Origin of the sequence: Citricoccus muralis (assembly GCF_003386075.1) — a bacterium.
In the GTDB taxonomy this organism is placed as follows: domain Bacteria; phylum Actinomycetota; class Actinomycetes; order Actinomycetales; family Micrococcaceae; genus Citricoccus; species Citricoccus muralis.
Genome location: NZ_QREH01000001.1, coordinates 1,601,304 through 1,624,348 on the forward strand (window position 1 = coordinate 1,601,304; position 23,045 = coordinate 1,624,348).

A 23,045-nucleotide genomic window follows, 5' to 3' on the forward strand; every position below is an offset into this window, starting at 1 on the left:
GGAGGCGGCCGCCGCACAGCGACACCGGCAAGCGGCCGGCTTCCGGCAAGCAGCCGGCAGGCGGCCGGCAAGCCGTCGGCGACCTCAAGACCACCGCAACGAGTCCGGAGAACCTGGTGGCGCCGGCGTCGGGAAGACGTAGAGTGACGGTGGAAGGCTGAGACCCCACATCAGGGGGAAGGAGTCACCGTGAGACACCACCAGTCCTCACGTTACGGCCGCTACGACGGCGGTCCCGATCCACTCGCGCCGCCGATCGACCTCTCCGAGGCACTCGATGCCGTGGCCGATGACGTCATGGCCGGATATTCCCCCGCGCAGGCCCTGCGCGAGTTCCTGCGCCGCGGCGGGCGGACGATGGCCGGTCTGGACGAACTCGCCGGCCGCGTCCAGCAGAAGCGCCGGGACCTGCTCAATCGGCACCGCCTGGACGGCACCCTCCAGGAGGCGAAGAAGCTGCTGGACGAGGCCGTCCTCGAGGAGCGCAAACAGCTGGCCCGCGACATCCGGATGGACGACACCGACCGAGCGTTCCGGGAGATGCAGTTGCAGAACCTCCCTGCCTCCACTGCCGCCGCCGTCACGGAATTGGCCGATTATGACTGGCAGTCGGACACCGCGCGCCGCGCCTTCGAGGAGATCAAGGACCTGCTCGGCCGCGAGCTGCTCGACCAGCGGTTCGCCGGCATGAAGAACGCGCTGGAAAGCGCCACCGAGCAGGATCGGACGGCCATCGCCGCCATGCTCCGTGACCTCAACGATCTGCTGGACAAGCATGCCCGCGGCGAGGACACCCCCGAGGACTTCCAGAACTTCATGGCCCAACACGGTGACCAGTTCCCGGAAGATCCGAAAGACATTGACGAGTTGATCGACGCCCTCGCCCAGCGCTCCGCGGCGGCCCAGCGCATGCTCCGCTCCATGTCCCCAGAACAGCGTGAAGAACTGATGGCCCTGTCCGCACAGGCCTTCGGCTCCGCGGACCTCCTGGACCAGCTGAACCGTCTCGACGCCAATCTCCAAGGCCTGCGCCCCGGCGAGGACTGGACCGGCGCCGAACAGTTCGACGGCGACCAGGGCCTCGGCCTCGGAGACGGCACCGGGGTCTTCCAAGACCTGGCCGAACTCGATCAGCTCAGCGACCAGCTCTCCCAGTCCGCTCCCGGCTCCACCTTGTCAGACGTGGATGTGGACCGGCTGTCCCGCCAGCTCGGGGACGAAGCCGCCGCCGATGCCAGGACTCTCGAACGACTCGAGAAGGCCCTCAGGGACAGTGGCTTGCTGCAACGCGGCACCGACGGTGACTTGAAGCTCTCCCCGAAGGCCGTTCGCAAGCTCGGCACCTCCCTGCTCAAGGACGCCGCCGGCCGCCTCTCGGGCCGGCAGGGCCAGCGCGATACCCGACTGGCCGGAGCCGCCGGCGAACTCACCGGGTCGAGCCGGGCCTGGCAGTACGGGGATGTCGAGCCCTGGGACGTCACCCGGACCATCACGAACGCGATCAGCCGCACGGTCGCCGAGGGCAGGAATCCCCGGTCCGGTCTGCGGATCGAGGTGGCCGACGTCGAGGTCCAGGAGACCGAGGCCCGCACCCAGGCCGCCGTGGCGCTCCTGGTGGACACCTCGTTCTCGATGGCGGCCGAGGGGCGCTGGGTGCCCATGAAGCGCACCGCGCTGGCCCTGCACCACCTCGTCGCGACCCGGTTCCGCGGCGACCAGCTGCAACTCGTGCAGTTCGGTCGCTACGCCCAGCGAGTGGACATCGACGAGCTCACCGCCCTGCCACCCATGCGCGAACAGGGCACCAATCTGCACCACGGGCTGATGCTCGCCACCCGATTCTTCCGCCAGCACCCCACCCTGCAGCCGGTGCTGCTCATTGTCACCGACGGCGAACCGACCGCGCATCTCCTGCACCACGGCGGCGCCGGCCCTGAGGCCTGGTTCTCCTACCCGCCCGACCGCGAAACGTTGCGCGCCACCATCGCCGAACTCGACCGCGTCGGCCGGCTCGGTGCTGAGACCACCTTCTTCCGGCTGGGATCCGACCCGGGGTTGGTGGACTTCCTCGCCGCCATGGCCCGCCGGGTGAACGGCCGCGTGGTGGCGCCGGATGCGGAAGACCTGGGCGCCGCCGTCGTGGGCGAATTCCTCCGCTCGCGCTCGCACCCCTCCGACCGACCTGGTCCGGACTGGACTGACTGACTGAGCGACAGGCCGGCGGGCTGACTACCTAGCTGCCTAGCTGCCTGGCTGCCTTGCTGCCTTGCTGCCTTGCTGCCACCGCACTCCAGCGCGCCCGTCCGTGTCCAGGGGCGTCGAGGGGCTTCTAGAGGCTCGGGTCGTGTTGAATGGGTGGATGCACATCGTCCTGGGTCCGGCCCCTGATCCGGCACCCGGCTCGAACCCGGAGCAATCCAGGCACACAGGGCACTCAGGGCACTGGCTACCCGTGTTGGTCGACGACGGCCGGATCGAATCCCTCCCGCCGGTCACCACTGCCGCGCTCCCCGACCTGGTGCGCGCGCTGCCCGCTCGGCTCGGACTGAACCCCGAGGCCGTGCGCTGGGTGTTCGCCTCCGTGGCGAGGGACTACCGGCCGCTGCTCGAAGCCGGTGTGGAGATCGGCCGGTGCTGGGACCTGGGTCTGTGCCAGCGCATCCTGACCACCGCGGCCTCCACCCCGACCTCCACCTCCACCCCCTACTCCCCCACCGTCCCCATCCCGGTCCTGGAACCCGAGCCGTGGGCAGCAGAACCACCACCAGCCGCACGGGCGGATCAGGGAACATTCTTCGACCTGCCCTCAACCAGCCGCCGAGGACAGGACAACCCCACCGCGCCCGAGCTGGCTCGCGAACTGGTGACCCAGCTGGACGCGGTGGCGGGCTCTCGGCACCGCCACCGGCTCAATCTGCTGGTGGCCGCCGAGTCCCAGGGCGCCCTCATCGCGGCGGAGATCCTGCACGAGGGCCTGCCCTGGCGCCGCGACCTCCACGAGCGGATGCTCGCCGAAGCGCTCGGCCCCCGTCCGGCGGAGGGACAGCGCCCCCGACTCCTGCAGGAGCTCGCGGAGGACATCGCCGTCACCCTCGGAGTGCCCGGCCTCAATCCGGATTCACCCCAGGACCTGTTGCGCGGGCTCAACCTCGCCGGCATCCGCGTGGCCTCCACCCGGGCCTGGGACCTGAAGGGCTGGGCCGCCGAGGGCGGCGCCGACTCACAGCGGCGGTCCGGGTTGATCTCCGGTGTGCTGGAGTACAAGCGTCTGTACCGGCTGTGGACGGCCAACGGGTGGCATTGGCTGGACGAGTGGGTACGGGACGGCCGCTTCCATCCGGCCTATTCCGTCGGCGGGGTGGTGACGGGCCGGTGGGCCGCCCACGGCGGGGGCGCCATGCAGATCCCGGCGGTGGTCCGGGACGCCGTCCGAGCCGATCCGGGGCATCTGCTCACGGTGGCCGACGCCTCCCAGGTGGAGCCGCGCATCCTCGCAGCGATGTCCGGGGACCGCGCCCTGGCCGAGGCCGGCTCCGGACACGACCTCTACCTGGCCGTCGCCGAGCAGGGCCGGCGCGCCGGTTCCGAACTCGGCGAGCGCTCCCGGGCGAAGGTGGCGCTACTGGGTGCCATGTATGGCGCGACGACGGGTGATTCAGCTGCGCTGATGCCCCACCTGCGCCGGTTGTACCCCGAGGCCATCGGCCTGCTCGAGCGCGCGGCGCGGCGCGGCGAGGAGGGCGGACAGGTCTCCACCTGGCTGGGGCGAACCTCCCCGCCGGCCGCGCCGGAGTGGCTGGAGGTCACCGGAAACGTGTCCACGGCCGAGGCGGAGTCGCGGGCCCGGACCGTACGCCGGTCGGCCGGCCGGTTCACCCGCAACTTCGTCATCCAGGGCACCGCGGCAGAGTGGGCCCTGTGCTGGATGGGAGAGATCCGCCGGCGGTTGCGCGTAGGCACCACCACAGCCAACGGGAGCCTCCGCCCGATGAAGACCCGCCTGGTGTTCTTCGTCCACGACGAGGTGGTCCTGCATGGCCCCGCCGAGGAGGCGCCGGCCGTGCATCAGATCGTCACGGAAGCGGCCCAAGCCGCCGGCCGGCTGCTGTTCGGGGCGGCCCCAGTGGGGTTCCCACTCTCGATCTCCGCTGCCGAGTCCTACGCCGCGGCCCACTGACGCGCCCAGTGCGCCCGGTGCGACCGGTGCTCCCGATATAGCCGCAGCCGGCGAGCCCCTGCATCCGAACCCCTGCAAATGAGCCCCGCACCGGAGCCCCCGGACGACTCACTCGGTTCAGAGCCCGAGATCGCGCCCGATGAGCTCCTTCATGATCTCGTTGGAGCCGGCCCAGATCTTGTTCACGCGGGCGTCCTTCCAGGCGCGGGCCACCCGGTACTCGTTCATGTAGCCGTAACCGCCGTACAACTGGACGCAGTGGTCGATGACCTCGTTCTGCACGTCCGAGGCCCAGTACTTGGCCTTGGCCGCGTCCACGGCGGAGAGCTCGCCGGCGGTGTGGGCCATGATGGCGTCGTCGAGGAAGGCCTGGGTGACCTCGACCTTGGTCACGAGCTCGGCCAGCAGGAACTTGTTGTGCTGGAAGGCACCGATCGACTGCCCGAAGGCCTTGCGCTCCTTCGCGTAGCCGATCGTCTCGTCCAGGATCTGACGGGCGTGGGCGAGCCCGTAGACGGCGGCGCCCAGACGTTCCTGCGGGAGGTTCTTCATCATCTGGATGAATCCGGTGTCCACCTGGCCGATGATGTTCTCGGCCGGGACGCGGACATCAGTGAAGAACAGTTCGGCGGTGTCCGATTCAGGCTGGCCGACCTTGTCCAGCTTGCGGCCCCGCTCGAAGCCCGCCATTCCGGTCTCGACGCCGAACAGGGTGATGCCCTTGGCCTTCTTCTCCGGACTGGTGCGGGCGGCGACCACCACCAGGTCGGCGGAGTAGCCGTTGGTGATGAAGGTCTTGGAACCGTTGACGACCCACTCGTCGCCGTCGCGCACCGCGGTGGTCTTGAGGTTGGCCAGGTCGGAGCCGCCGGACGGTTCGGTCATGGCGATGGCGGTGACGATGGAGCCCTCCGCCACCCCGGGCAGCCAGCGGGCGTGCTGCTCAGAGGTCCCGAGGTCCACGATGTAGGGCGGCACGATGTCCGCATCGATGCCCACGCAGGAGGAGATGGCGAAGCTGGCCTTGGCCAGTTCCTCGAAGACCACGGCGTTGAAGCGGTAGTCCTGCGGAAAGCCGCCACCGAACTCCTCCGGGACTTCCAGTCCGAGCAGGCCCTGCTGTCCGGCCTGCAGCCAGAACTCCCGCGGCAGGCCCTTGGCCTCGGCCCACGCCTCGATGTTCGGAGTGACCTTGCGGCTGACGAACTCGGCTACGGCATCGCGGAAGTCTTCATGTTCGGTCTCGAATATGCGGCGGCGCACGGTGATCCTCCCGGAGCGGTGGTGACTGGGTGTGACACCAAGATACTACTCATGAGTAGCTTAGGTTTCGAGACCTGGTCCACCATTGGACTACGGCGCCGCGGGCGAACCGGAACCCGACGGCGTCGGGCTCGGTGATCCGGACTCCGAGGGCGTCGGTTCCGTGGCCGTCCCGCTGGGCGCCGGTCCCGAGGGTGAATCGGCATCCGGGTTGTCCGGAGTCCCGTCAGCGGCATCGCCGGGCCGCTCGGGCTCGTTGTCCGGTTCGGTACCGTCTCCCCCCATCTGGTAACGGTCACGGGATCCCGGGTTCTGGATCGGCGAGTCCTGGGCCGCCCGGAACTCCTCGGCCGGGTACTGCTGCGCCGTCTGGCCCATGTAGTCGAACCACTGGGGTGCCGCGAGCGTGCTGCCCCAGAAGTCCTCGTGGCGCTGCCCGTTGACGGGAACGCCGGCCAAGGACTTCAGGTCCTGGTAGCGCCCCACCCAGCTGGCCGTGGACAACCCCGAGGTGTACCCGATGTACCAGGTGGAGGACTGTGCGTTGTTGGTGCCGGTCTTGCCGCCCATCGGCGCCTGCTCGACGGTCTCGGTCTGGCCGGTCTCATCCGCGGTGCGCTGGGCGATGTTGGTGAGCGTCTCGTTCAGCTGGGCGACCACCTCGGGTTCGATCGCCTGGTCGCATTCCGGTGCGCCGACGTCGTACTCCTTGCCGTTGGTGTCCTTGACGGAGACCAGGGAGCGCGGGGCACAGTACTGGCCGTCATTCGCGAAGGCCGCGTAGGCGGCGGCCTGGGTCATGGGCGCGAACTCCTCGGCGCCGAGGATGAACGAGGGATTGGCGGGATTCAGGGGCTGGCCGTCGTCCGCGCGGTGCACGCCGAGGCGCGTGGTCAGGTCCGTGATGTCACACAGGTCCAGCTCCTCGGCCATGTTGACCATGACGGTGTTGGTGGACCAGTAGAGGCCGAAGTCGGCGGTCATCTCCCGCTTCATGTTGTCGATGACGTTGTTGACCTTCCAGCCCCCCTCATCGGGAATGGCGATCGAGCCCCCCTCCTGGCAGGACGCCTTGAACTCGGACCCCTGCGGCCAGTGGTCCTGGGAGGCGTCAACGATGTCATACATGGACCGGCCGCTCTCGAGCCAGGTCGCCGCCACATAGGGTTTGAGCGAGGAGCCACCCTGGAAGCCGTTGCCGCCACCCTGGGCCGCGTCCACGTTGAAGTTCAGCACGGTGTTGCCGGCGTCTTCGCTCTCCTCCGGCGAGTAGTTGGTGTTCTGTGCCATCGCCTTGATGTTGCCGGTCCCCGGCTCCAGCGTCACGAGGGAGGCACCCGCGCCCGAGGCATCCCCGGCGGGGGCGGTCTTCTCCACGGACTTTTGGGCCTGGTCCTGCAGGCCGGAGTCCAGCGTGGTGGTGATCTCCAGGCCACCGCGGTTCAGCAGTTGCTCGCGGGACTCGACGTCCGGTCCGAAGGCCTCGCTCGCGAGGATCTCGCGGTGCACGTAGTCGCAGAAGTAGGGGGCCTGGGAGGCGGAGATGCAGCCCGTGGCCTCCTGGTGGATGTCCAGGCCGAGCTCCGCGTTGGTGGCTTCCTCGTGCTCCTGCTCGGTGATCTTCCCCTGGGACAGCATGGAGTTCAGCACGATGTTGCGCCGCTCCACCGACGCCTCGGGGTTCGTCTCCGGGTTGTAGCCGTTCGGGGACTTCACCACCCCTGCGAGGGTGGCCGCCTGCGCGATGTCCAACTCCGCGGCAGGAATGCCCCAGTAGTACTGTGCGGCCGCCTCCACGCCGTACGTGCGGCCGCCGAACAGCACGATGTTCAGGTACCCCTCGAGGATCTCCTCCTTGGACATCTCCTGCTCCACCGAGACTGCCAGCTTCATCTCCTTGAGCTTGTCCGCATACGTCTTCGTGCCGGAGATCGTCAGTCGCTCCTCCCCCCGGAGCATGTCCGCATTGATGAGCATGTTGTTCACGTACTGCTGGGTGATGGTGGAAGCACCCTGCTGGGATCCCGAGGAGGCATTGGTGACCAGCGCGCGGCCGATGCCCTGCGGGTCCACCCCGCCGTGCTCGTAGAACCGCTCGTCCTCGATCGCAATGATGGCGTCCTGCATGTCCTGGCTGATCTGGTCCAGCTCGACCGGCTGGCGGTTCTCCGCATAGAAGGTGGCCAGCTCCGTGCCGTCCTCCGCGAGGATGCGGGAGGGCACGCTGACGGGTTCCTCACGCAACTCCGCGGGGAACTGCTCGATCATGTCCGAACCCGTGGACGCCGTGGCCCCGCCGGTGACGGCCAGCGGCAGGAACAGCCCCGCCACGAGGAGTCCGGCGAGGGCGCTCACCCCGAGGAATGAGAGGATCTTGCCGGCCGTGGTGGACGTGGCTCTGCGGACAAAACTCATTCGAGCCACGGTGTCAGGGTTTTCTGAACGAAACCTTGGCGTTCGGCTGGCGGAGCGTGAGTCCGATCGCGCGCCGCGTCCGGCCGCTGCAGTCCGCGTGCCCGGGTCGTTCTCAGCGATGCCGGCGGCACCGCGCCTGGTACTGCTCCGCCCCGCCCACGTGCTCAACCGTGGCCACCAGGGAATTCCCGACGCCGGCGCCCGCACCTTCCCCAGCGACCGGTACCGCGGTCTCTGAGCCCGGTGCCGAGGTGTCAACGCCCGGCACCCGGACGTCGGCGCCCGGCATCCCAGTCTCACTGTGACCATGGACACGCCGGTGGAAGGCCGCATCGGCCCCACACACGGCACAGACGGCCAGTAGCTTGGTGACCGACTCGGCGGTGGCCATGAGTGCGGGCAGAGGCTCGAAAGGTTGGTCATCGAAGGTCAGGCACAGCCCGGACACCACGACCGTGACGCCTCGATCCGCCAAGTCGACCACCACCGGCACCAGATCCGCCCCGAAGAATTGCGCCTCGTCGATGGCCAGGAGATCGAGGGAACGCACCGTGCTGGCAACTGGACCGGAAGACTCTGCATCCGCGCTGGAAGGACCCGCATCGGTTCTGCCCGTACGGCCGGGTTCGTCCACCACAGCATGCAGCTCAGCCGCTCCGCTGACGGACGTCGCCGGGATCGCCCCGCCGGCGTGCGAGGACACGAGGCTGGCACCCCTCCGGTCGTCCAGGGCGTGGTTGACGACCAGCACCCGGAGTCCGGCGATCGTGGCCCGCCGGACCCGGCGCATGAGCTCCTCGGTCTTGCCGGCGAACATCGGACCGGTGATGACCTCGATTCGGCCACGGCCGGCGTCGTTGTTCATGCCGTTCCTTCCGCCGACTCGACAGCCATCTCGACCGCGATCTCGCTCGCCATCTCGACGAAGTAGGCGCGAACCTCAGCGACCTTTCCGTCGTTCACGATGCCGATGCGCGGGGCATTGCCGCAGTCGTCGGGTAGCCGGATCTCCATGGCCTCATGATGGCACCAGGGGTGCAGGCCAGGCGAGGCCAGCAGGCTTCCCCGGCTGGTGATGCGCCGGGATCTGGCCTGACGAGCCGCCGCCCACGAGACGGCTACAGCACCATCGCGGCGATGATGCCGCCGAAGAACAGCGGGATGTTGAAGTGCATGAACGTGGGCACGCAGGTGTCCCAGATGTGGTGGTGCTGACCGTCCACGTTCAGACCGGACGTCGGGCCGAGCGTTGAGTCCGAGGCGGGTGAGCCGGCGTCGCCGATGGCCCCGGCCGCGCCCACCAGCGCCGCGGTGGCCAGCGGGCTGAAGCCGACGGCAGCGCACAGCGGCACGAAGATCGCCGCCAGGATCGGGATGGTGCCGAAGGACGAGCCGATGCCGATGGTCACGAGCAGGCCGACGATCATCATCACGACGGCGGCCAGCAGCTGGCTGTCCCCAATCCAGCCGGACGCGGCGGTGACCAGGTCGTCCACGGCCCCGGTCTCGGTGAGCACGGAGGCGTAGCCGGAGGCCACCAGCATGATGAAGGCGATGGTGCCCATCATGGTGACGCCGCCGTGGGCGAGCTCGTCCGAGGTCCGCCAGTGTTCGCCGCGGAACACGAAGATGACCAGCACTCCACCGAGTGCGGCGATGACGAGTGAGCCGAACACGACCTGGAGCACCAGGGTGACCGCGAGGGCGATCAGCACCACGATGTGCTGGCGGGTCCACCCCGTGTCCGATCCAGAGGCGCCGTTCGTGCCGAAGGCCGCCACCCCGAGGTCCGGAGCGGCGTCCCGGTACTCGCGCGGACGCCGGTAGGTCACCAGGATCGCGACCACCAGGCCCACCAGCATGCTGGCCACCGGGATGGCCATGGCCAGCGAAATCTCGGAGAGTTCGACCTCCATGCCGTAGGCGGCCATCTCCCCCACGATGATGTTCTGAAAGATCAGCCCGAACCCGAGCGGGATCAGCATGTAGGGCGCCTTGAGTCCGAAGGTCAGGGCGGTGGCCACGGCCCGGCGGTCGATCTTCATCCGGTTGAACACTGTCAGCAGCGGCGGGATGAGGATGGGGATGAAGGCGATGTGGACCGGAACGAGGTTCTGGGAGAAGCAGGCCAGTCCGGCGATCCCGAACAGGGTCATGGCCCGCTTGCCCTGAATCCGCGGCAGAATCCAGCGGATGAGCTTCTCCGTGATGCCGGAGCGGGCCACCATGACCGAGAGGATGCCGAGCAGGATGTAGCTCAGGGCCGTCTCCCCCTGGCCGCCCAGCCCGCCAACAAGCGTGGACATGGTGTCCTCCACGCTCAGGCCGGACATCAGTCCTGCCACAATTGCGGCGATGAGCAGGGCGACGATCACGTTCACCCGGGCCAGGCTCAGGGCCGCGAGGACCACGACGGAGACGACGACGGGATTCAGGAGCACGGTGGTGGGACCTCGGTTTCGTGGGGGCGCGATGTGCGCCCCGAAGAGTGTACCGGTCGGGCCCGGCCACCACTCCACAGGTGTCCATCCGGAACATTCCATCCCCACCCGGTCACCTTCCGGTTCCACACTGGGGAGTCCAGCCTCAGGGTAAGGACATGACCGACGTAGACGACAGAAGAACTTCCCCCATCCGCCACGGACAGACCTGGACCGAGCAGGACTTCGCGGACGTCATGCAGGCCGTGCGGCAGGACTGCACCCTTGAAGAGGTCGCTGAGGCAGTCGGCCGCAGCGTCAACGGATTGCGCAACCAGCTGCGACGCATGCTGCCTGCCGACGAAAGACACCTGCCTGCCGACGTGGTGCTGATGCGCATCCGTCAGTTGAACCGGAACGGCGACTACGACTGGCTGGCCGCCATGGCCGAACAGCCGACACCCGAATGGCAGCTCCGGTGGGAGGCGGATCAGCGTTCCCGGGCCGCCCTACTGGAGAATGCCCGGGTCGTCGGGGTCGGCGCCCTGCCGGACGACCATCTGATGGCACTGGCCAAGGCCACTCTGGACTGCCGGGATCCGCTTCCCTCAGATCTCGCGGAGGTCATGGCGAAGGAACTGTCGGAACGTGGCCTGACCGCAGCACTGGCCGATCACGCCCGGGAACGCCTGGACGGCATCTTGGCGCGAATACTGCGGCAGGAGCCGCAGATCCGGTGGCAAGACGAGTCCGGTGACCTGCCGCCCTTCGGGTACGACGAACCGCCCTACGTGGCGGCCGGTGGCAGACATCCGTGGGCTTGATGGGACTACGTCACGATCTCACGGAGGCTGCCGTCCACGCGGCGAGTCCAGCCGCGGGCGTCCAGGTGCTCGAGCAGCGGGATCGCCACCCGGCGGGAGGTCCCCAGCGCCTGACGGGCCTGGCTGGTGGTGAAGGGCTGCTCGAGCCGGGCCAGCTCGCGCATGGCCAGTGCCGGGTCGGTGGGCAGCAGCACCACTGTCCCGTCCAGCCGCAGGATCCGGCCGGCTCGTTCGGCGGCCGCCAGCTCTTTGGCACCGAGGTTCAGGGCGGTGAGGTCGTCGCCCTCGGGGGCGTCGAAGGGGTGTGCCGCGAGGCGGCGCTCGAGGGTGGCGATGGCCTGTTCCGCCGGCCCCAGCCCTGTGCCTTGGCCGGGCAGGCGGATGTAGCCACCCCGCTGTACCATACGTGCCTCAGCGACGACGGCGTTCAGGAGGGTGTCGTCCCAGTCCACCTCGAGCAAAGCGGCCGCCGCGCCCCGGCTCAACCCGGCGGCCAGGGGGTCGCTGCCGGCCAGCGTCTCCACGGCATCCCGCAGTCGTGCGGCCCACCGGTCCATGACGGGGGCATGGACCCACCAGTCGCCGAACGCCCGGACGTCCGCCGGAACCCCGTTGTCTTCACCAGACGCTTCCTCACCAGTCGCCCCCACCGCCGGACCCACCAGTCCGAGCCGTTGGAGGAACCCCACCCGCACCGCGCCCCGCCGCACGACCTCGAGTCGGGCGTCGCCGCCGTCGGGCACCGTCTCCAGGTAGGCCGCGTGCCGGGTGCCGGCGCCGCGCCGGGTGAGTTCCGGCGGGTCCACGTCCAGCACCTGGGCGCCACCGAACACCGCCCGGCTGCCGGGGTCGCGCAGCACCAGCCGGTCTCCCGGCACCAGCGGCAGATTCCGTTCGAACACCAGCCGGGCGTGCCCGGCGTTGAAGGGCCGCACGTGAGCGGGCACCGTCGCCGTGCCGACATGCACCAGCAGTTGCCCGGGCGCCTGGTCGAGATCGGCGCCGGTGGTGCGCCGGATGTCCACGACGCCGGCCACCGGCCAGGCCCCGGGCGTCACCAGGGCATCGCCCCGGTGAACTTCGTCCGCGGTGGTGCCGCGCAGGTTCACGGCCACGCGCTGGGTCGGACCGATCGACGGGTGCGGGCGATTGCGGCTGTGCAGGGTACGCACCGAGACGGCACGCGGGGAGTCGGCGCCGAGCACCTCGAGCCGGTCATTCTCGGCCAGGGTCCCGGACGTCAGGGTGCCGGTCACCACTGCGCCGGACCCCTTGACGGTGAACGAGCGGTCCACCCAGAACCGGACACGTCCGGCCACCGCGGGCGCGGGAAGGTCCGCCAGCACGCGCCCCAGCTGGTGCCGCAGGTCCTCCAGTCCCGCACCGGTCACGGCGGACACGACGACGGCCGGCACCCCGGCCAGCGCGGTTCCGGCGAGCTCGGCGCGGGTCTGCGCCAGCACGGCGTCCACCCGCTCCGGGGCGCGGTCCGCCTTGGTGACCACGATGAGCCCGTGCTCGATCCCGAGGGCGGCGATGGCGTCCCGATGGTCAGCGGACTGGGCCTGCCAGCCCTCGTCCGCCGCGACGATGAAGCAGACGGCCGGGGCCGGGCCGAGGCCGGCGAGCATGTTGCCGAGGAACCGCTCGTGACCGGGGACGTCCACGAACGCGACGTCCTCCCCCGAGGGCAGGGGGGTCCAGGCGAATCCGAGGTCGATGGTCAGCCCCCGGCGTTTCTCCTCGGCCCAGCGGTCCGGTTCCATGCCGGTCAGGGCGCGGACGAGGGTGGACTTGCCGTGGTCCACGTGGCCGGCGGTGGCGACGACGTACATGTCAGCGCCCGGATCCGTGCGACTGGTCTGGATGATCGCCAGTGCTGCCGGGACTGCGAGAGCTGTTTTTGCTGGCGAGTCGTGCCTGGGCGGCGCGGGCCGCGTCGGCCAGCCGGCCGTCGTCGGGCTCGGGGATGCAGCGCAGGTCCACCAGACACGCACCGTCATGGACACGGGGCAGCACGGCGGGCTCCCCGGTGCGCAGCAGCGGCGCCAGTTCCTCGGGGAGACGGACCGCCCACCCGGCCAGGGGGACGCCCGGGGCGCCCCCTCCCCCGACGCGGCCCTCGTGCGCCACCACCGGTGCGCCGACGGCGGCAGCGAGCCGGTCCGCGCGCTCGCGCAGGCGCGCGGGGTCCGCGTGCAGGGATCGGGCGACCGGGCTGGGCCCGCCTGTGAGGGTGGCTTCCAAAGCGGCCAGGGTCAACTTGTCCGCCCGCACGGCGCGAGCGAGCGGGTGCGTGGCCAGCCGCTGGATGGTGCGGCGGCGGCCCAGGAGGATCCCGGCCTGTGGCCCGCCGAGGAGCTTGTCCCCGCTGGCAATCACGACGTCGGCCCCTGCGGTCAGCGCACCGGCCAGGTCCGGCTCGTCCGGCAGCAGGGGGTCCGGTGTGAGGAGGCCGCTACCGATGTCCACGATGAGCGGCAACGGCCGGCCGTCGCCTCGACCGGCCGCCTCCTCGTCAGCCAGCGTGCGCAGCTCCGCGATCGAGACGGAGGAGGTGAAGCCGTCGACGCGGAAGTTGCTGGGATGGACCTTGAGCAGGCCGGTGGTCTGCGGGCCGATGGCATCGGCGTAGTCGGCCTGATGAGTCCGGTTGGTGGTGCCGACCTCGCGCAGCCGGGTCCCGGTGGAGGTGATGAGGTCCGGCAGGCGGAAGCCGGCACCGATCTCCACGAGTTCGCCACGGCTGACGATGAGCTCCCCGGTTCCGGCGAGCGCCGTGGTGGCCAAGACGAGGGCCGCGGCCCCGTTGTTGACGACGAGGGCGTCCAGGCCCTCAGGGACGGCGGCGTGCACGGCAGCGGGGACGGCGGCGAGCAGCGCCTGCCGGGTGCCGGTGCCGCGTTTCGCGCGCTGACCGCTCACGAGATCCAGCTCCACGTCCACGTAGCCGCTGGAGGCGACGACGGCCTCCACTGCGGCCGGCGGCAGCGGGGCCCGGCCCAGGTTCGTGTGGACCACCACGCCGGTCGCGTTGAGGACCGGCCGCAGGATGGTGGCGTTCCGGGAGGCGACGGCGGCACGAACGGCTGGCGTCACGTCCTCGGGGTTGATCTCCCCGCTCCGGGCACGGGACTGGGCATGGGTGACGAGCGATCGGAGGACCGTCTCGCTGAGGCGGGTCCGCGCGTCGACGACCTCGGGCAGGGCGAGCAGGTCGTCCGTGCGCGGGATCCGGCGCCGGGGATCCTCCCCGCGGTCCGGTGGCGCAGCGGTCACGGGTTCTCCTTCCGGTACCGCCAGGCGGTGAGGGTGATCGACTCGCCCGTGCCGGCGGGCGTGGGGTGACGTTGGCGGAAGCGGACGGGAATCGAACCCGCCAGACCGAGATGCTCGGTCTCACCGGTTTTGAAGACCGGGGTGACCACCAGGACACAGACGCTTCCGTCCCTGAAACTACCAGCAGATCCACAGCGGGCCGGGCAGCGGGCTAGGGTGTGGCCATGGAGCCCAACGTGACCACCCGTGACGACATCACCCAGATCCGGCTCACCCAGTACGGCCATGGCGGCGGCTGCGCGTGCAAGATCCCGCCGGGTGAGTTGGAGGAGGCCGTCCGTGGGCTCGGCGGTCAGACGAATCCCGGCGTCATCGTGGGCCTGGACGACGGTGACGATGCCGCCGCCGTACTGATCCGGGACGGGCTCGCCGTCCTGTCCACCGCGGACTTCTTCACCCCCATGGTGGACGACGCCTACGACTGGGGCCGGATCGCCGCCGCCAACGCGCTGTCCGACATCTACGCGATGGGCGGCACCCCCGTGGTCGCGATCAACCTCGTGGGCTGGCCTCGGGGCGTGCTGCCGATGGAGGTCCTGACCGAGGTGCTCAGGGGTGGCCTGGACGTGGCCCGGCTCGCCGGAACCCCCGTGATCGGCGGCCACACCATCGACAACCCCGAACCGATCTACGGCATGGCCGTGACCGGCACCGCCCATCCGGACCGGCTGCTGCGCAACGACGCCGCACAGCCCGGCCTGCCGATCACCCTCACCAAGCCGATCGGCGTCGGGCTGTTGAACAACCGGGTGAAGCAGACCGGCGAGCCCTCTCCGGCCGCCATCGAGTCGATGACCTCCCTGAACCAGGAGGCCGCCGCGGCCGCCCTGGCCGCGGGCCGCACGGCCGCCACGGACGTCACCGGCTTCGGACTGCTCGGACACCTGCACAAGATGGCTCGGGCCTCCGGCGTCGGCGCCGTGATCGACCGCGCCGCCGTGCCCCTGATCGAGGGGGCCGCCGAGGCGCTGCGGGACGGATACGTCTCCGGCGGCACGCGCCGCAACCTGGACTGGGTGCGGCCGCACCTCACCACTGGGGCCGGCATCACCGAGGACGACCTGCTGTTGTTGGCCGATGCGCAGACCTCGGGCGGCCTGCTCGTGGTCGGTGAAGTGCCGGGCTACCCGGTCATAGGGGAGACGGTGAGCGGGTCCGGGATCGCCGTGCGCTGACCGAGTCGGTCATCTCCTCCAGTTCCCGGCCCTTGGTCTCCGTCACGAACCACCACACGAAGATGAAGGACAGCGCGGCCATCGCCGCATAGAGGCCGTAGGCCAGACTCAGGCCGGTGTCGGCCAGCATTGGGAACGTGGTGGACACCGCGAAGTTGGCCGCCCACTGGGCTGCGGCCGCCACCGCCAGGGCACCGGCGCGGATCCGGTTGGGGAACATCTCCCCCAACAGGACCCAGACGAGAGGTCCCCAGGTGGCACCGAAGAACACGACGAACGCGTTGGCCGCCACCAGGGCCACTGTCGCCCAGGCTCCGCCGAGCTCGGCGCTGGTGGTGCCGTCCGGGGCGGTGGTGGTGGTGGCGAAGGAGAAGGCCACGGCCATCAGGGCGAGGGAGACTGCCATGCCCAGGGAGCCCACGAGCAGCATGGGCCGCCGGCCGACCCGGTCCACCAACAGGATGGCGATGATCGTCACCACGATGTTCGTCACCGAGGTGATCACCGAGACGGTCAGGGCATCGGATTCCTCGAACCCGACGGAGCGCCAGAGCGTGGTGGAGTAGTAGAAGATGACGTTGATGCCGACGAACTGCTGGAACACCGAGAGGGCGATGCCGACCCACACGATCGGCTTCAGCCCCATCAACGATCCGGCCAGGTCACGCAGGGACTCCCGCTTCTCGGAGTCCAGGGTGCCCTTGATCTCCTGGATCTTCAGGTTGACCTGTTCCACCCCGGTGAAGTCGTAGAGCACCTGGGCGGCCTGGTCCAGCTTTCCCCGGCCCACCAGGAACCGCGGCGACTCGGGCAGCCGGAAGGCGAAGATCCCGTAGAGGGCGGCGGGGACGGCCTCGGCCATGAACATCCACCGCCAGGCCTCCAGCCCCCACCAGAACGGTTCGGCGGCGCCCCCGGCCAGGTTGGCGAACATCGCATCGGAGAGCAAGGCCACGAAGATGCCGGTGACGATGGCCAGCTGTTGGAGGGAGCCCAAGCGGCCGCGGACCCCGGCGGGGCTGACCTCGGCGATGTAGGCCGGGGCGATCACCGACGCCGCTCCCACGCCCAGACCGCCAATCACACGCCAGACGATCAGGTCCCAGACCCCGAAGGCCAGACCGGATCCGATCGCGGACACCAGGAACAGGACCGAGGCCAGCAGCATCACCGGCACGCGGCCGAGCCGGTTGGCCACGGGCCCGGCGAACCAGGCACCCACGGCGCATCCGATCAGGGCCGAGGACACGGCGAAACCGGTCAGCCCCGCCCCGAGCGAGAACTGTTCGGACAGGGCATCGACGGCGCCGTTGATGACCGAGGTGTCGAAGCCGAACAGGAAACCGCCGAGCGCGGCGGCGATGCAGATGCCGATGACGCGGGCGTTGAGCCGGCTGGTGGGGTCTTTGGTGACCATGGGATTCCTTGCGGTGACGAGGACAGATGGCGTGATGTGCAACACCGTACGCCTCGCCACCGGTGATTCGAAGGGACGGCCGCTAACGGACGGTCGTGATCGAATCGTCCGTGATGCCGGCCCCACGGCGGGCAGCGAGGCGCCGCTTCTGCGGCTCGACCGTGTACCTCGGGTCCTGAGCGGAGTCCTTGCCGGCATAGAACACCCCGAAGCGGGTGAATGCGGAGGCCGTGACCAGGGCGGCGCCGGAGACGGCAGCCACCACGCGGTTGCGGCCGCCCAGTAGGGTGCCGATGCCGCCAGCGATCGCCAGCCGTTCACTCCACTTCATCAGCATCCCGGGACGGCCGGTCTCCAGCGGCTCCACCGCTACCGGGTCCATCCGGGCCTCCATGTAGCGGGTCGCGACCACATCGGCCACCACGCCGAGCACCGCGAGTGCCCGGGCGGGCGCGGTCTGGCGCACCGGCGTCGTGATCATGGCCATCCCGGAGGCAGCGATGGAGGCGGAACTGACGAACACGAACGGCAGGTCCTCCTTCGCATCGTTCCAGGTGGGCATGGCCGTGTCCGAGAGCAGCACCGCCGTGTACCCGGCAAGCGGGGCCCCGAGCAGCGCGGCCAGCCCGCCGGCCGGCCCCTCGACGGCCCGCAGTATCCCGCGCAGCGGTCCCAGGGGCAGCTTCTCCCCCAGCATCCGGTCCACGTCCGCCGCCGCAGCCACGCCGGCACCGGTGCTGAAGCCGGCCAGCACCCAGGAGCCCAGGCTCATCGGTGAGGACACCTTCACGGTGCGCATCATGTTGTAGAACCGCTCGGGGCGGCCGAGGTCCGCCACCAGGGCCACGGCGCCGACGCCGGCTGCTGCCAGCGCGGTGATGCGCGTGTTCCGGCGCAGGATCTCGCGGCCGGTCAGCTGGGCACCGAAGGCCAACAGGGAGGATCCCCCGGCGATGCCACCGCACACGAGATAGGCGGCCACGCGCTCGTCCCACGGCGGGGCCTTGACGATGGGGCGGCCGTAGTAGGAGTTGGAGGCGGTGTTGGTGAACTGCGGTTCGGGCACCATGGCCATCTCGCGGCCGCCGTCCGAGGTGGAGGGGGCCAGGCCACTACGGTGCCGGCGGTTGCCCTGTTCCGGACGGTCCCGGCGCCGGCGCCTGCGGGGCTCCTCGGGCGGGCGGTAGCTGTCGAACTCGGAGGTCGTCACCGGCGGCCCCCACCGAGGAATGCCAGTCCCGCGGCGGCGACCATGCCGGCCATGGCGATCCCGGCGCGGGCGTACATCCGGGGCAGGTCCCGGGTGGGGACCCGGGGGTCCGGCGGCAGGCCGTACACCTCGGGCTCGTCCAGCAGGAGGAACACGGAACCGGTGCCGCCGACCCCGTCCTTCGGGTTCGCGCCGTAGAGGCGGGCCTCGGTGCGGCCCTGCGCGTGGAGCTGGGCCACGCGCTCCTGCGCGGAGGCAACCATGTCCTCGCGCTCCCCATACCGGATGGAGGTGGTGGGGCAGGCCTGCGCACACGCGGGGGTCTGCCCGTCCGTCATGCGGTCGTAGCAGAGCGTGCACTTCTGCGCGACGCCGGCGTTCTTGTTCTTCTTCGGCTGGGCGGCCTTCTCTGCCTTCGATGGCTTCTCGGCGTGCACGCCCGGCGCCGGCGACCGATCCGTCTTGGGCTGGGCGATGCCGTCCTTGCGGCGCTCGATCACACCGAACGGGCAACCGGCCACGCAGGTTCCGCAGCCGTTGCAGACATCGTCCTGGACCACCACGGTGCCGTGCTCGGTGCGGAACAGCGCACCGGTGGGGCACACGTCCAGGCAACCGGCGTTGGTGCAGTGCTTGCAGACATCCGAGGACATCAACCAACGGAATTCGGGGGTGTCCGGCGGGGTGATGTCCACGGCCGAGGAATCAACCGCCGAGCCGAGGGAGGACAGCACGTCCAGTCCACCCATGTCGGGTCCGGCCTGCAAGCCGCCGACCAGGCTGGCGTCGATCGGGCCGTCCAACGGACCCGAGCGGGTACCGGTGCGGGTGCTGGGACGGATGGCGCCGGCGTCGTCCGCTCCCCCGGCTCCGCTTCCGGGCGCCCGCCGAAGGGTGGGCATGCCCAGGCTGACCAGCGCGCGTCCGGACTCACGGGCCTCTTCCACGCGCTGCCGATCCTGCTCGACGAACGCCACGTGGCGCCAGGTGTCCGCTCCGAGGCCCTCGGAATTGTCGAAGGAGGAGTTGGAGAGCGTGTAGTCCGAGTCGACCGGGTTGCGGTTCCACTCCTTGCAGGCCACCTCGCAGGCCTTACAGCCGATGCAGATGGAGGTGTCCGTGAAGAAGCCCTTGCGCGGGTGTGGGTGCTCGTAGTGGGCGTCCGCCGTGGGGTTGCCCTCTACAGTCGCATCCGGGCCCTGTGTCATCTGCACCATCTACTCCTCCCTTCCTGTGCGTGGTTCTGTGGCCGGGGGTTGGTGGCTGGGTCGCTGGCTGGGTTGCTGTCCGAGCGGACCCGGTGGATCGTGCGGGACCACCGGCCCGTCCGCGGGTGGGTGCGGCCGTGCGCTCGTCATCTCCGGCGGTGCCATCGGGTCCGCCTCCGGCCCGGCGTCCTCACCGGATCCCGTGACGCCCTCGTTGCCGCTGTCGACCGTCAGGCCCGCCCACCGCTGGTAGCCGGCGACGAAGTCCAACAGGTCGGTACCGCGGGGCCGGCGGCCCGGGATGATGTCACAGGCACCCACCTTGGATCCCTGGATGAGCACGTTCGGATCCAGTGTCACGCCGACGAGGTCGTTGGCGGAATCCCCGCTGACCACCGCGTTGCCGCCGACACCCCAGTGGTAGGGCAGGCCGATCTGGTGGACGGTCTGCCCGTGCCCATCCGCCCCGCCGATCCTCAGCGGCCGCATGCGTTCGGTGACGAGCACCTTCGCCTCGATGGCGGCCCGCGGCGAGACGATGGTCGCCCAGCCGTAGGGCTCCAGCCCGCGCTCCGCCGCCAGCTCCGGTGAGACCTCGCAGAACATCTCGGGCTGCAGCTCGGACAGGTAGGGCAGCCAGCGGCTCATGCCGCCGGCCGTATGGTGCTCGGTCAGCCGGTAGGTGGTGAAGAGGAGCGGGTACACGTCCGCGCCGGGCATCCCCGCGCTGGGCTTGCTGTAGTTGTCTGGACGCGGCACGGTCACCCGGGTGGGGTTGTGCTGCTGCGCATACATCACGTTCGGGACCGGGGACTCCTGGGCCTCGTAGTGCGTGGGCAACGGCCCATCCACCATGCCCTTCGGGGCGAACAGCCAGCCCTTGCCGTCGGCCTGCATGATGAACGCATCGTCCCCGGCCAGCGCCGCAGGACCGCCGGCCTCCGGGTCCGGTGTGGTGCCGGGAGCCAGGGTGACCGGGAAGTCGGGCACATCGTTGCCGACCCAGCGGCCCTGCTCCTCATCCCACCAGACGAGCTTCTTGCGCTCGCTCCAGGGCTTGCCCTCGGGGTCCGCGGAGGCGCGGTTGTAGAGGATGCGGCGGTTGGCCGGCCAGGCCCAGCCCCACTCCTTGCCGGCCGGGCCGTCCGCCACACCGGTCTCCCGGTCCGCGGCGTGGTTGATGCCGTCCGCGTAGACGCCCGTGTAGATCCAGCAGCCGCCTTCGGTGGAGCCGTCCGCCTTCATCTCATTGAACGTGGACAGGTGCCTACCGGCGTCGGGACCGGTCAGGTGCCGTCCGTTGATCTCAGCCAACACCGATTCGGCGTCCGGATCCCCGTGCTCGTCCTCGGGATAGTCCCAGGTCAGGTCCAACAGGGGGCGATCGCGGGGATCGGTTGAGTCCTTCAGCCGGGCACGGATGCGCTTGCCGACCTCGTGGAAGAACTGCAGCTCGCTCTGCGCGTCCCCCGGCGGCTGTACTGCTTGGTGACGCCACTGCACCAGGCGCTGGGTCTGGGTGAAGGTGCCGGCCTTCTCCACATGGTTTGCCGCGGGGAAGAAAAACACCTCGGTCTCGATGTCCTCGGTGCGCAGCTCGCCGGTCTCGATCTCCGGCCCGTCCTTCCACCAGGTGGCGGACTCGATCAGCTGGAAGTCGCGGACCACGAGCCACTTCAGGTTCGCCATTCCCATCCGCTGCATGCGGCCGTTGGCGGAACCCACGGCGGGGTTCTGGCCGAGGATGAAGTAGCCCTCGACCTCCCCCGCAATCATGCCCTCGACCGACTGGTAGGTCCCGTGCGGTCCGGTCAGTCGCGGCAGGTAGCCGTAGCCCCAGTCGTTCTCTTCGGTGGCGGCATCCCCCCACCAGGCCTTGAGGAGGCTGATGGTGTAGGCGTCCGCATTGGCCCAGTAGCCCTTCTGCTTCTTCGAGGCGATCCCGTCCAGGTAGGTGGACAGGTCCTCCTTCTCCACGGTCGGCATCGGGAGGTAGCCGGGCAGCAGGTTGAAGAGGGTGGGGATGTCCGTGGAACCCTGGATCGAAGCGTGACCGCGCAGGGCCATGATGCCGCCGCCGGGGCGGCCCATGTTGCCCAGCAGCAACTGCAGGATCGTGGCGGTGCGAATGTACTGTGCGCCGACCGTGTGCTGGGTCCAGCCGACGGCGTAGGCGAAGCACGTGGTCCTCTCGCGCCCGGAGTTCTCCGTGACGGTCCGGGCCAGCAGGTCGAAGTCCTCGATGGAGATGCCGCAGACGTCCCGCACCATCTCCGGGGTGTACCGGGAGTAGTGCCGCTTGAGGATCTGGAACACCGAACGCGGGTGCTGCAGCGTCTCGTCCCGCCGCGGCTTGCTCACGTCCAACTCGGGCCCGCCCATGCCGTACTGGTCTCCGGCCGCTTGTGCGGTCTCCTCGGCGCCGTCCTCCTCGGCCGGGGCGTCGCCGTCGTTGCCTCCTGAGTCGCCCGGTGCTCCGGGGTTTCCCGAGTGCGCGGCGCGATCCGGCTCATAGGACCAGCTGGACATGTCATAGCCGCCGGTCTCCGGGTCGAAACCGGAGAACAGGCCGTCCAGGTCCTCGGTGTCCCGGAAGTCCTCATTGATGACGGAAGCGGCGTTCGTGTACGCGACCACGTAGTCCTTGAACCACTTCTCGTGCTGGATCACGTAGTTGATCAGCGCGCCCAGCAGGACGATGTCCGAGCCGGCCCGGATCGGGACGTGCTTGTCCGCCACGGCCGAGGTGCGGGAGAACCGGGGATCGACGTGGATGACCTTGGCGCCGCGGGCCTTCGCCTCGGTCACCCATTGGAAACCCACAGGGTGGGCCTCGGCCATGTTCGAACCCTGGATGATGATGCAGTCAGCGTTGGCCATGTCCTGCAGCGTTTGAGTGGCGCCGCCGCGCCCGAAGGAGGTCCCCAGACCGGGAACCGTGGCGGAGTGTCAAATACGGGCCTGGTTCTCGATCTGGATCGCTCCAGCCGCGGTGAAGAGCTTCTTGATCAGGTAGTTCTCTTCGTTGTCCAGGGTGGCCCCGCCGAGCGAGGCGATGCCCATGGTGCGTCCGAGATGGCGGCCGTGTTCGTCCACGTCCTGCCACTTGTTGCGGCGTGATTCCAGGAACCGATCGACGACCATCTCCGTGGCCGTCTCCAAGTCCATCTCCTGCCAATCCTTGGCGCGCGAGGCGCGGTACAGGACCGACGTCTGGCGGGTATCCGAGTTGACGAGCTGCTCACTGGCGGAGCCCTTGGGGCACAACCGGCCACGGGAGATCGGCGATTCCGGGTCCCCCTCGATCTGGACGACCTTCTCGTCCGAGACGAAGACCTTCTGTCCGCAACCGACGGCGCAGTAGGGGCACACGCTCTGGACGGCACGGTCCGCCGTGGTGGTGCGCGGAGTGATCTCTGTGGTCTTCCTGGACACCACGGAAGAACTGCGGCCCAGGGGGTCGCCGCCCAGGAATTGCCGGAGTACCGGCCATCCCATTGGAGTCTTCCGTGACATGCGCCCACCCTAGTCGATGTCAGCCCCCATGTCAGGCACCACCGCTCTTCCCTTCCGGTCGTTTCGACCCTAAGATATGAA

14 protein-coding genes, 1 tRNA gene and 1 pseudogene are annotated in these 23,045 nt (G+C 69.6%); 4 read left to right on the forward strand and 12 right to left on the reverse strand.

All coding sequences use genetic code 11. The features are described 5' to 3' along the window. The first annotated feature begins 189 nt into the window (after window positions 1-189). Window positions 190-2,205, forward strand: coding sequence for a vWA domain-containing protein (locus tag C8E99_RS07030; protein WP_115931684.1), 2,016 nt, complete (start codon window positions 190-192; stop codon window positions 2,203-2,205). Window positions 2,206-2,452: 247 nt separating this feature from the next. Further along, window positions 2,453-4,177 (forward strand): bifunctional 3'-5' exonuclease/DNA polymerase, encoded by a 1,725-nt coding sequence (locus tag C8E99_RS07035; RefSeq protein WP_245952144.1) that lies wholly within the window; start codon window positions 2,453-2,455, stop codon window positions 4,175-4,177. A gap of 117 nt (window positions 4,178-4,294) precedes the next feature. Here the strand turns inward: C8E99_RS07035 and C8E99_RS07040 are convergent, their stop codons facing one another. The 5 genes from C8E99_RS07040 to C8E99_RS07055 all read right to left on the reverse strand — a co-directional run bounded on the left by C8E99_RS07040 (window position 4,295) and on the right by C8E99_RS07055 (window position 10,296). Next, entirely contained in the window at window positions 4,295-5,440 is a 1,146-nt protein-coding gene (locus tag C8E99_RS07040) for an acyl-CoA dehydrogenase family protein (RefSeq protein ID WP_115931686.1), read from the reverse strand. A gap of 90 nt (window positions 5,441-5,530) precedes the next feature. After that, complete coding sequence (locus tag C8E99_RS07045; RefSeq protein WP_115931687.1) at window positions 5,531-7,855, reverse strand: transglycosylase domain-containing protein; 2,325 nt, start codon at window positions 7,853-7,855, stop codon at window positions 5,531-5,533. Window positions 7,856-7,967: 112 nt separating this feature from the next. Continuing rightward, entirely contained in the window at window positions 7,968-8,720 is a 753-nt protein-coding gene (locus tag C8E99_RS07050; protein ID WP_115931688.1) for a thymidine kinase, read from the reverse strand. Continuing rightward, window positions 8,717-8,869, reverse strand: coding sequence for a hypothetical protein (locus tag C8E99_RS15860; RefSeq protein ID WP_170144547.1), 153 nt, complete (start codon window positions 8,867-8,869; stop codon window positions 8,717-8,719). Before C8E99_RS15860 ends, C8E99_RS07050 begins: the two co-directional genes overlap by 4 nt. Before the next feature lie 104 nt (window positions 8,870-8,973). Then, window positions 8,974-10,296 (reverse strand): Na+/H+ antiporter family protein, encoded by a 1,323-nt coding sequence (locus tag C8E99_RS07055; protein WP_245952146.1) that lies wholly within the window; start codon window positions 10,294-10,296, stop codon window positions 8,974-8,976. A gap of 158 nt (window positions 10,297-10,454) precedes the next feature. Here C8E99_RS07055 and C8E99_RS07060 point away from each other — a divergent pair, with 158 nt between their 5' ends. Continuing rightward, window positions 10,455-11,099 (forward strand): hypothetical protein, encoded by a 645-nt coding sequence (locus C8E99_RS07060; protein ID WP_115931689.1) that lies wholly within the window; start codon window positions 10,455-10,457, stop codon window positions 11,097-11,099. A 5-nt stretch (window positions 11,100-11,104) separates the two neighbouring features. Here the strand turns inward: C8E99_RS07060 and selB are convergent, their stop codons facing one another. The 3 genes from selB to C8E99_RS07075 all read right to left on the reverse strand — a co-directional run bounded on the left by selB (window position 11,105) and on the right by C8E99_RS07075 (window position 14,545). Continuing rightward, window positions 11,105-12,934, reverse strand: coding sequence for a selenocysteine-specific translation elongation factor (gene selB / locus C8E99_RS07065; protein WP_115931690.1), 1,830 nt, complete (start codon window positions 12,932-12,934; stop codon window positions 11,105-11,107). A 1-nt stretch (window position 12,935) separates the two neighbouring features. Further along, window positions 12,936-14,378 carry an L-seryl-tRNA(Sec) selenium transferase gene (gene selA / locus C8E99_RS07070; protein ID WP_115931691.1) on the reverse strand — a complete coding sequence of 481 codons (1,443 nt, stop codon included), beginning with the start codon at window positions 14,376-14,378 and terminating at the stop codon, window positions 12,936-12,938. 72 nt (window positions 14,379-14,450) lie between these two features. Beyond that, window positions 14,451-14,545, reverse strand: a tRNA-Sec gene (locus C8E99_RS07075). Between the two features lie 87 nt (window positions 14,546-14,632). Here C8E99_RS07075 and selD point away from each other — a divergent pair. Next, entirely contained in the window at window positions 14,633-15,613 is a 981-nt protein-coding gene (gene selD / locus C8E99_RS07080) for a selenide, water dikinase SelD (RefSeq protein ID WP_425452921.1), read from the forward strand. Here selD and C8E99_RS07085 read toward each other — a convergent pair. From C8E99_RS07085 to fdh, 4 genes and pseudogenes are all read right to left on the reverse strand, one after another. Then, on the reverse strand, window positions 15,570-17,030 hold the full coding sequence (locus tag C8E99_RS07085; protein ID WP_115931693.1) for a sugar porter family MFS transporter: 1,461 nt from the start codon (window positions 17,028-17,030) through the stop codon (window positions 15,570-15,572). The genes selD and C8E99_RS07085 overlap by 44 nt on opposite strands. 82 nt (window positions 17,031-17,112) lie before the next feature. Then, window positions 17,113-18,240: an NrfD/PsrC family molybdoenzyme membrane anchor subunit gene (gene nrfD / locus C8E99_RS07090; protein ID WP_115931694.1), complete on the reverse strand. Its 1,128-nt coding sequence runs from the start codon at window positions 18,238-18,240 to the stop codon at window positions 17,113-17,115. Continuing rightward, window positions 18,237-19,457: a 4Fe-4S dicluster domain-containing protein gene (locus C8E99_RS07095; RefSeq protein ID WP_115931695.1), complete on the reverse strand. Its 1,221-nt coding sequence runs from the start codon at window positions 19,455-19,457 to the stop codon at window positions 18,237-18,239. Before C8E99_RS07095 ends, nrfD begins: the two co-directional genes overlap by 4 nt. Window positions 19,458-19,562: 105 nt before the next feature. After that, a pseudogene (fdh, locus tag C8E99_RS07100) lies at window positions 19,563-22,964 on the reverse strand (formate dehydrogenase); the annotation flags it as partial. Window positions 22,965-23,045 lie beyond the last annotated feature (81 nt).

Excerpts from the sequence above, each read along its gene's own strand:
- C8E99_RS07045 (WP_115931687.1), bottom strand. The coding sequence starts at position 7,855 with ATGAGTTTTGTCCGCAGAGCCACGTCCACCACGGCCGGCAAGATCCTC.
- C8E99_RS07050 (WP_115931688.1), bottom strand. The coding sequence starts at position 8,720 with ATGAACAACGACGCCGGCCGTGGCCGAATCGAGGTCATCACCGGTCCG.
- C8E99_RS15860 (WP_170144547.1), bottom strand. The coding sequence starts at position 8,869 with ATGGAGATCCGGCTACCCGACGACTGCGGCAATGCCCCGCGCATCGGC.
- C8E99_RS07060 (WP_115931689.1), top strand. The coding sequence starts at position 10,455 with ATGACCGACGTAGACGACAGAAGAACTTCCCCCATCCGCCACGGACAG.
- selB (WP_115931690.1), bottom strand. The coding sequence starts at position 12,934 with ATGTACGTCGTCGCCACCGCCGGCCACGTGGACCACGGCAAGTCCACC.
- C8E99_RS07085 (WP_115931693.1), bottom strand. The coding sequence starts at position 17,030 with ATGGTCACCAAAGACCCCACCAGCCGGCTCAACGCCCGCGTCATCGGC.
- C8E99_RS07095 (WP_115931695.1), bottom strand. The coding sequence starts at position 19,457 with ATGGTGCAGATGACACAGGGCCCGGATGCGACTGTAGAGGGCAACCCC.